Source organism: Mesorhizobium sp. PL10 (genome assembly GCF_053714315.1).
This window is the reverse complement of record NZ_JBSKBR010000070.1, coordinates 1-8,051: the sequence shown is the minus strand read 5'-3', so window position 1 is coordinate 8,051 and position 8,051 is coordinate 1. Positions and strand designations below refer to the sequence as shown.

General features: G+C 58.3%; 5 protein-coding genes and 3 pseudogenes. 2 read left to right on the top strand and 6 right to left on the bottom strand.

From position 1 onward, the window contains the following. Positions 1-247 precede the first annotated feature (247 nt). Positions 248-466 (bottom strand): hypothetical protein, encoded by a 219-nt coding sequence (locus tag ACWGTO_RS32325; protein WP_454578785.1) that lies wholly within the window; start codon positions 464-466, stop codon positions 248-250. On the opposite strand from ACWGTO_RS32325, the pseudogene ACWGTO_RS32320 reads away from it, so the two are divergent. Then, a pseudogene (locus tag ACWGTO_RS32320) lies at positions 372-1,315 on the top strand (IS5 family transposase). The gene ACWGTO_RS32325 and the pseudogene ACWGTO_RS32320 overlap by 95 nt on opposite strands. A 192-nt stretch (positions 1,316-1,507) precedes the next feature. On the opposite strand, the gene ACWGTO_RS32315 reads toward ACWGTO_RS32320, so the two are convergent. The 5 genes and pseudogenes from ACWGTO_RS32315 to ACWGTO_RS32295 form a co-directional block, all read right to left on the bottom strand. Continuing rightward, complete coding sequence (locus ACWGTO_RS32315; protein ID WP_454578784.1) at positions 1,508-2,509, bottom strand: alpha-ketoacid dehydrogenase subunit beta; 1,002 nt, start codon at positions 2,507-2,509, stop codon at positions 1,508-1,510. Between the two features lie 13 nt (positions 2,510-2,522). Beyond that, positions 2,523-3,527, bottom strand: coding sequence for a thiamine pyrophosphate-dependent dehydrogenase E1 component subunit alpha (locus tag ACWGTO_RS32310; protein ID WP_454578783.1), 1,005 nt, complete (start codon positions 3,525-3,527; stop codon positions 2,523-2,525). 755 nt (positions 3,528-4,282) lie between these two features. Further along, a pseudogene (locus tag ACWGTO_RS32305) lies at positions 4,283-4,449 on the bottom strand (IS5/IS1182 family transposase); the annotation flags it as partial. An 87-nt stretch (positions 4,450-4,536) separates the two neighbouring features. Beyond that, on the bottom strand, positions 4,537-5,355 hold the full coding sequence (locus tag ACWGTO_RS32300) for a hypothetical protein (protein ID WP_454578782.1): 819 nt from the start codon (positions 5,353-5,355) through the stop codon (positions 4,537-4,539). Further along, the gene (locus ACWGTO_RS32295; protein ID WP_454578781.1) at positions 5,352-6,059 is read right to left on the bottom strand and encodes a hypothetical protein; all 708 of its coding nucleotides are present in this window, start codon (positions 6,057-6,059) and stop codon (positions 5,352-5,354) included. The genes ACWGTO_RS32300 and ACWGTO_RS32295 overlap by 4 nt, the downstream gene beginning before the upstream one ends. A gap of 83 nt (positions 6,060-6,142) precedes the next feature. Here ACWGTO_RS32295 and ACWGTO_RS32290 point away from each other — a divergent pair. Then, a pseudogene (locus ACWGTO_RS32290) lies at positions 6,143-7,656 on the top strand (transposase). Positions 7,657-8,051: the final 395 nt, after the last annotated feature.

The window sequence follows — 8,051 nt, the reverse complement described above, 5'->3', positions numbered from 1 at the left end:
ATGGAACGAGGACTTTCTCGTCAGCCTCATCTCGTGAAAATTAACTCACCCGATTCCCCTGAGCTCCTCCTGATATTTTTCCGGATCTTGTCGCCCCGGGGGTCACTCGTTTCTCTTCACGGTCGACGTTAGGCCGCCGCATGATGTTGGGGTGGACGGCCCCCGCACGGCATCGATGTGCCAATGAGGGCGTTGCAGATCTCAAGCAAAGGAAACCGTCCGCGGAACAAATTATTCGAATTGGCATCTACGCGGCGTTGGTGCGCGGATCATTAATCGAACTGGCGTAGGCGAGCGGCAAGCTTAATAACCGAGTCGTCGTATCCATGCCTTTCAAGCACAACGCCACCCGCCGCCATCGCATTGGCAAGATGAAATTCAGGGTGACGAACTGGCAGGAATATGAGGCGGGACTTCGGCGGCGCGGCAGCTTGACCTTGTGGCTGACGCCTGAGGTGATCGCCATGTGGATGGCCCCATGCCGAACGACGCGAGGCGGCCAGCCCCGCTATTCTCATCTGGCGATCGAAACCGCCTTGACGCTCGGCCTGGTGTTCGGCCTGCGGCTGCGCCAGACGGAAGGTTTGCTTGGATCGGTGCTGCAATTGATGGACCTGGATCTCGCCGTGCCCGACCATACGACACTCAGCCGTCGGGCGCGGACATGGCAATCGCCCAACAGGCGGCGCGATCCTCCGGTTCCACTGGACGGACCGGTCCATGTTCTTGTCGACAGCACCGGCCTCAAAGTCTATGGCGCAGGGCAATGGCTGGAGGAGAAGCGTGGCGCCAGATCCCGTCGGGGTTGGCGCAAGCTGCATCTGGCCGTGGATGCCGATAGCGGCGAGATCATCGCTCACACGATGACCGACCAGGACACGGGTGACGCCTCCCAGGTGGCACCATTGCTCGGCCAGATCGATGGTCCGATCGGACAGTTCACCGCCGACGGCGCTTATGACGGAAAGCCGACCTACGACGCGATCCATAGCGCCGATGCCGTGATCGTCATTCCGCCGCGCGCAAACGCGGTCGAACCGGCCGGCCACGAGTTTCTCGACCAAAGGGATCAGCATATCGCCGCAATTAACAGAGACGGTCGGATGAAGTGGCAAGCCACCGCCGGCTATGGCAAGCGCGCGCTAGTCGAGACTGCCATCGGACGATACAAGGCCATCATCGGACGACGCCTGTGGGGCCGGTCGTTTCATGCTCAGCAGACGGAGGTCGCCATCGGCTGCGCCGTCCTCTCCTCAACCATATGCTTGACTGCGCACGCCCGAAATCCGTCCGGCGCTACGCAAAGGCAGCATAGTCATCGTCATCAAAGAATAGAACCCCTCCTGGTTGGGATCGATGCACCAACGCCTCGCCGGAGGCGATGAATGGATTATGCTTTTCCCTCCCAAAATCTCTGAAAGCGCAGAGGGCGAACTCAACAAGCCTTTGTGCGGCCTTTAGTCTAGAACGGTCCATCTTGCTTCCACACTTTTCGCAATTTGAAATATCAGAGCAGTCGCCGAACGGCTGCCATGATGCGGTCTTTCGTCGGATAGAAATCCTGCTCGAGAGCAGGGCTGAATGGCACATGTATGTCGGGAGCACTCAGCCGGATGATCGGTCGCTTCAATAGGTCGAACGCCTCCTCCGCCATCACCGCGGCGATTTCACTGCCAGCGTTGCAGACGCGGTGAGCGTTCTCGACGATAAGAAGTCTACCGGTCTTTGCAACCGAGGTTTTGAACGTGGCATGGTCGAGGGGCTTCAACGTGCGCGGATCGATAACTTCCACGGAGATGCCCTCTTGCGCAAGCGCCTCGACAGCTTCCATCGTTGGAAGAATCGCCCCCGCGATGGCGATCAGCGTCACGTCTTTCCCCTCGCGCTTCACGTCTGCCTTCCCGATTGGAATCAAATAATCGGGATCTGTAGGCACGTCTCCCTTTATCGCCCACAATCGGTTGTCTTCAAAGATGAGCACGGGGTCATCGTCGCGAATGGCCGATTTGATCAGCCCCTTAATGTCTGCTGCACTGGCCGGGCAAATAATCTTAAGACCTGGAACATTCATGAAAGACGGATAAGGCCGGTCAGCGTGCTGCGCTGCATTGTTGCCAATTCCGAACATACAACAACGAATGACTATAGGAATTTGCACCTGGCCGCCCGTCATATATCTCAATTTCGTGGCCTGATTGACTATCTGACACGAGGCGAGATAGAGGAAGCTGGCGTATGACAGGTCTACGATTGGACGTAATCCATTTATGGCAGCCCCGATCCCCATTCCGGTGAAGCTGCCTTCTGATATGGGCGTGTCCCAGACTCGACTCCTGCCGAATTGATCGATGAGATTGCCGCCGCCATATACCGCGATGTCTTCTCCCATAAGAATAACGCGTTCATCGCGGGTCATTTCCTCGAATTGGGCCTGCATCAGGGCTTGGAGGTAGCTGATTTGAACACGGGTGGCCGATGCGACGGCTAGATTTCGCTCAGTATTTTGCATAGTTTAGATTCTCTCAACGAGCCATCGTGCTGTCGTGGCCAGCAAGGGGTGATTTGAACATGAAATCGGACAGTGTGTCTGGGCTCGGCATGGGGCTGTTCAAAGCAAACTCTGCAGCCTGCTTGACAGATTCATTGACCTCATCCTCGATCGCCTCAAGCTTATCTTCAGAAATCCCTTCATTTAGGAGGGAATGCCGGTAAAGCGAAATCGGATCACGCTCCAGTTTGTATCTCTCCACTTCCTCCGCGGTTCGATAGGGTACCGGTCGGACAACCAAGCGGAAGCTGTGATCGTCGAATCTGTAGGTATCAGCCACTATGAGGGTGGGGCCCTCGCCCGCGCGCGCTCGTGCCACAGCTTGTGTGGTCGCTTCGTAGACGGCGTTTACGTCTTGCCCGTCCACCCGCACGCCTGGCATCCCGTAGCCGGCAGCCCGCAGAGCGATGTCTGTCTGGCCGTGGCTGTTTGCCAACGAGGTGGTTATCGCGTAGCCGTTGTTCTCGCAAAGATAGATAGCGGGAAGCTTCCACAGAGCCGCCATATTGAGACTCTCATGGAAAGTTCCCTGGTTAACCGCTCCATCGCCGAAGAAGCAAAGCGTGGCCTGATCATCGCCGCGGACTCTGGCACTGAAGGCGCACCCTGTGGCGAGCGGAATACCCCCTCCGACAATTGCGGATTCGCTAATTATCCCGATCGATTTGTCTGCAAAGTGCATGGAGCCGCCACGCCCCTTACAAATGCCGCCCTCCTTTCCCATCAGTTCGGCCATAAGCGCATCCAAATGGGCACCCTTGCCGATAGGATGGCCATGCGAACGATGCGTGCCGGTCATAGCGTCCCCATCTCGCAAGGCTAAGCATGCGCCCACAATGGTGGCTTCCTGGCCGGCACTCGAGTGGAACCAACCCGGGATTTTGTTTGCTTTAAATTGTCGCATGCCCTCTTCTTCGAACCGACGGATGCGAAGCATGCGCCGATAGGCTTCCAATTTCTGATCACCGGCCAACTGCATGGCGTTCCTCCAATATCCAAACGAAAGGCGCCGCCAAGGATGGCAAAGCGCAGGCTCCAAGAAGTTCGTCCAGTAGAGTTCATCCCTTTGGGATGGTTCTCAGAATCGGACAAAGCCTGCCGACCCTATCCGTGCAGCCCGGAGTGGTTTGCGTTTGTGGCGGTTTGGCGCATGATGGGATATTGCAACCGAGACGTCAGCGTTGCCTTGGGTAGACATTTGATGGGCTTCTTCGGCACGAAAACGTGCATAAAGATCGATCAACGGCGAATCGGCCGCCACCAAGCGTAGGTGCATCGGAATCGGATCAGCGCCCAATACAACCATGTAGCAGCGGGCCCTATAGGGGAGGGGCACCCGACAATCAGCGGAAACCCGCACGATCTTCTGAGGCCCTTGCAAGCAGCTTCGCAATTGACGTTCTCCTAGTTTTCTACGTGCTTTCTCTGCCCCGGTGACTGACGCAAGCGTCGCGCCACTTGACTTAAGACCATACAATCGCACTGTTTCTGAGGCGGAGAGGGATTGCTGGCGAGAGTTCGCCAACTGTTTTGCCCGGAATTGGACAAGAATGTCGTAAGCCGAACCAAAGAATCACGGATGCACGACGTACACAAAACGTGGACTGACTTGCCCAGTTTGGCTCCTCACGAGGGGGTCACGGCATTGATAGCGGGCGTCGGCCGTGACGATCGTGAACCTCGTCCTCTCCATGACAGCGTCGACCGTTTAACAATGACCTGTCCCACGACTCAACCGGTGGTCACGGCGACGTCGTGAACCACACCGTGCAGATCATCGACGCATCGATGATGGCATGCTGCTTGTAGGCCAGTCGCCTGTCGCGTGCGTTGATGGCCATCGTAGGGTCCGGATCGGTGGTGCTCATCTTCTTGAAGTTGCCGGTCTTGCGGCTCTGCCGTGATCGCCGCCTCCACCTAATCGTTGGCTTACCTGATGTCCTCCGCGAGGCCTGTCGGGCGAAATGAGAAATTGCCCCCCTATTGCCTCACCGAGGAATGTTACCGAGGGCGGCGAATGCGGAGATGGCCGTATCACCTGCCGCCGCGGCGGCAGGTGATACGGCCAAGCTCTTTATCCAGCCGCCATCAAGGATGTCTAGTCCAGCCACTTCCATTCGCCAGACTTTCACCTGCCGTTGCACCATTCTGATGTTCTTTTCTTTGAAGCGAGTTGGATCGATTTCAGTCAGGCGTTGCAGCACGGTCCCTGCCGAGAGGGTTGGCTCTTCTTCCAGCCATTCCTTGATCCGGGCCTCGAAGGGCTCATACATGCTGGGTCTTTTCGGCCAGGGTTTGGTCCGACGATATGGTCGCCGATGCGTTGGTCGCGTCTCCCCGTTCTTCCACGCTGTTTTCAGATTCGCTGCGAAGCGCTGGAGATCGATAGCGACCGGCTCCTCAATCTTCGCATTCACGCCACGCCGATCAACCCGTTTTCTAAGCTCTTCCTGCGCGGCACGGACGCCGGCAAACAGCAGCACCGGGTCAGCTGTTTCCAGCAAGGCCCGTAGCCCCTCCTTGTCAATCTCGGCCACACTCGGATGGGCAAGGACACGGGCTGCCGGTGGAACTGGCGGATGATAGCGCTTGACCACACGGGCGCCGATCCGTGTCTTGTCCTGCAGCTTGAATGATGGTTGGAACAGATTGCCGTACAGCCGCACCACGGCATAGAGCTGGTCAAGAGCAGCCGTCGCATTCGCGCCGACAAACCGGCCATACCCCACCAAGCGCCGCACGATGGCGCCGTTCTTCTGTTCCACATGCGCTTGATCGTTCTTTCGATAGGCGCGAGAGCGTGTCACCTCCAAGTCCTCGCTGCGGCAAACCAGGAGACGACCAACGCGTTCATGAACGCGCTGTTATTATCGAAGTCGACACCCAGCAGCGGAAAGGGAAACCGCGAGCGGGCCTGCTTGATTGCCACGATCACATGGCCGCTGTCACGCGTGCGGACCGGAACGCATTCGGTCCAGCCCGTGGCAATATCGGTCAGCACCATCGTCTGCACGAAGCTGCCCGAGGAAGACGTGCCGGAATGCGCCACAAAGTCGACCTCGACGAAGCCGGGTGGCGGATCATTCCAATCTCCAAAGGTGCGCACCGGAACCGAGCGGCGGACCGCCGAACTCATACCCGCCCGGCGGCGCTGACCTCCGCGAGCGACCAGACGGACTTCTGTTAGAAGCCGATCGATAGTTGCCGCACTTACCGTCAGCAGCTTAGAGCGGAGCGCGTCATTGAGTTCTAGACGGCCGTGCCGCTCGAGCGCTGGCAACAAGATAGGTATCAACGGTTTAAGACGTTTGGAGCACAGCCGCTCCGAGGCTTTCCACAACACGATGAGCGCCTCGCGCACATCGCTCTCATAACGGAGGCTATGAGTCTTATGCGAAGGTGGCTTCTTTTCGCGACGGTTCAGGACACGGATCGCGTGCTTGCGATGGTAGCCGGTGACGGCAACGAATTCATCCAGATGCGGCGCGGCGATCAACGTGAGAGAGCGCATTGCCTCGTCTGAATTGCTCCTGAATGTTAAGCCGTTGCCTCATCTGATCTGCTCCCAGCAGTTGTGTGGCAGGAGCAGATCAGATGAGGCGGGTGAGCGTGGCGACACGGAATGAATTGGTGAATGCGGTGAGGGAGCGTTATGTGCGGGTCGGCCGTGCTGAAAAGGCGCGCATTCTCGACGAATTTGTTGCCGTGAGCGGGTTTCACCGCAAGCACGCAATGCGGCTGTTGCGGAAGGGCCCGTCTCCGTCTCGTTCGGAGAGGCCCGAGCGCCGTATTTATGACGATGCCGTTCGTGAAGCGCTGATCGTGCTGTGGGAGGCGTCGGACCGGATCTGCGGCAAACGACTGAAGGCGCTGGTTCCGATTCTGGTCGAGGCGATGGAGCGTCACGGACATCTTCGTTTGATCGCGGAAATCCGCACTCGGCTTCTGACGATGAGCGCGGCGACAATCGACCGTGTTCTTCGCGAAGCTCGGGAGACCGCCGGAGGACGGGCACGGCGCCGCAGCGCGGTATCCACGGCGCTACGACGAAGCATTCCGATCCGTACTTTCTCCGACTGGCAGGACCCTCCGCCCGGATTTGTCGAGGCTGACCTGGTGGCGCACAGTGGACCGGTGACGAGCGGCAGCTTTATTCAAACGCTTTGTCTCACCGACATTGCGAGCGGGTGGACGGAATGCGCTCCCTGCTTGTCCGCGAGCAAAAGCTGCTGAGCGAGGTGCTGACGGAACTGCGGTGCCTCCTGCCATTCAAACTTCTCGGCTTCGACACGGACAATGACAGCGTGTTCCTGAATGAGACTGTGCGCGATTACTGCCGGGACGGTGGCATCGAGTTCACCCGCTGCCGGCCTTACCGCAAGAATGACCAGGCATTTGTCGTGCAGAAGAACGGCGTCCGTTGTTCGCCGCATTGTCGGCTATCGCCGGCTGGAGGGAATTGAAGCCGCCGCAGCCCTCGCGCGACTCTATGCGACGGTGCGGCTGTTCGTGAACTTCTTCCAGCCGTCGTTCAAGCTGGCTGAAAAGGAACGTGACGGTGCCCGGGTGCGCAAGCGGTATCACCCCTCCGGCAACACCGTGCCGGCGGCTGCTGGAAGACTCGCGGACGCCGGAATCCGTTCGTATGGAGCTGTTGCAAAATCTATGCGCGGCTGGACCCCGTCAGGCTGCTGAGGGACATGAGATCGGCACAACAGCGTCTTGTCGCCATCGCCGATCAATCGCCCAGACCGGCGCCCGTGACCGAGCCCGCGCTCGATCGGTTCCTCTCAGGATTGCGAACTGCGTGGAAGGAGGGCGAAATCCGCCCCACCGCGAAGCTGAAACCAAAGCAAAAGCGAGAACGGCGGCGACCTGATCCTTTTGCAGGAGTCACCCACCAATTGCGTGCTTGGTTTGACGAAGAACCGTGGCGGACGAGCCGGGAACTGCTCGAGCGTCTGCAGGCGGAGTACCCAGAGAAGTACCCCGATCTCCTTTTGCGCACACTGCAACGCCGGGTGAAGATATGGCGCAAGGAAAAGGCTCACGCGATGGTGTTTGGTACGCCGCCGGCGGTCACGATCGTCAAGACAATGACCACCTGAGCGTCCCAGTCGTGGGGAACATCCTGGTGAGGCAACGGAAGAAACGCTCGGGAGCATTCCTTGGTGAGGCAATACGTCCTCTCTCCCGGTTTGTCGCGCTATATCCAGAATTCGGCGCTTGTCGTCTCGATGGGCCCCTCGATACCGCTCGACAATCGCCTCTGTCAGTTCTGACCGTGTCGCCATGCTGATCCGCCGCCCTGCCATCCACCCCCGAACCAAGACAGCGGTCCTCAGCCATCCCAGTCGAAGCATCAACACTTTCGGTGTAAGCGCTAATTTCCTGGCACCTTTTCGCTTCGAGGTCTCTGCCGCATGAGGTGTCCACCAAAATCAGACTGTGCAAAAAGTCTGCGGGATTCCAATGGCAAGTGAACCGTAGTATGTTGTTTTCA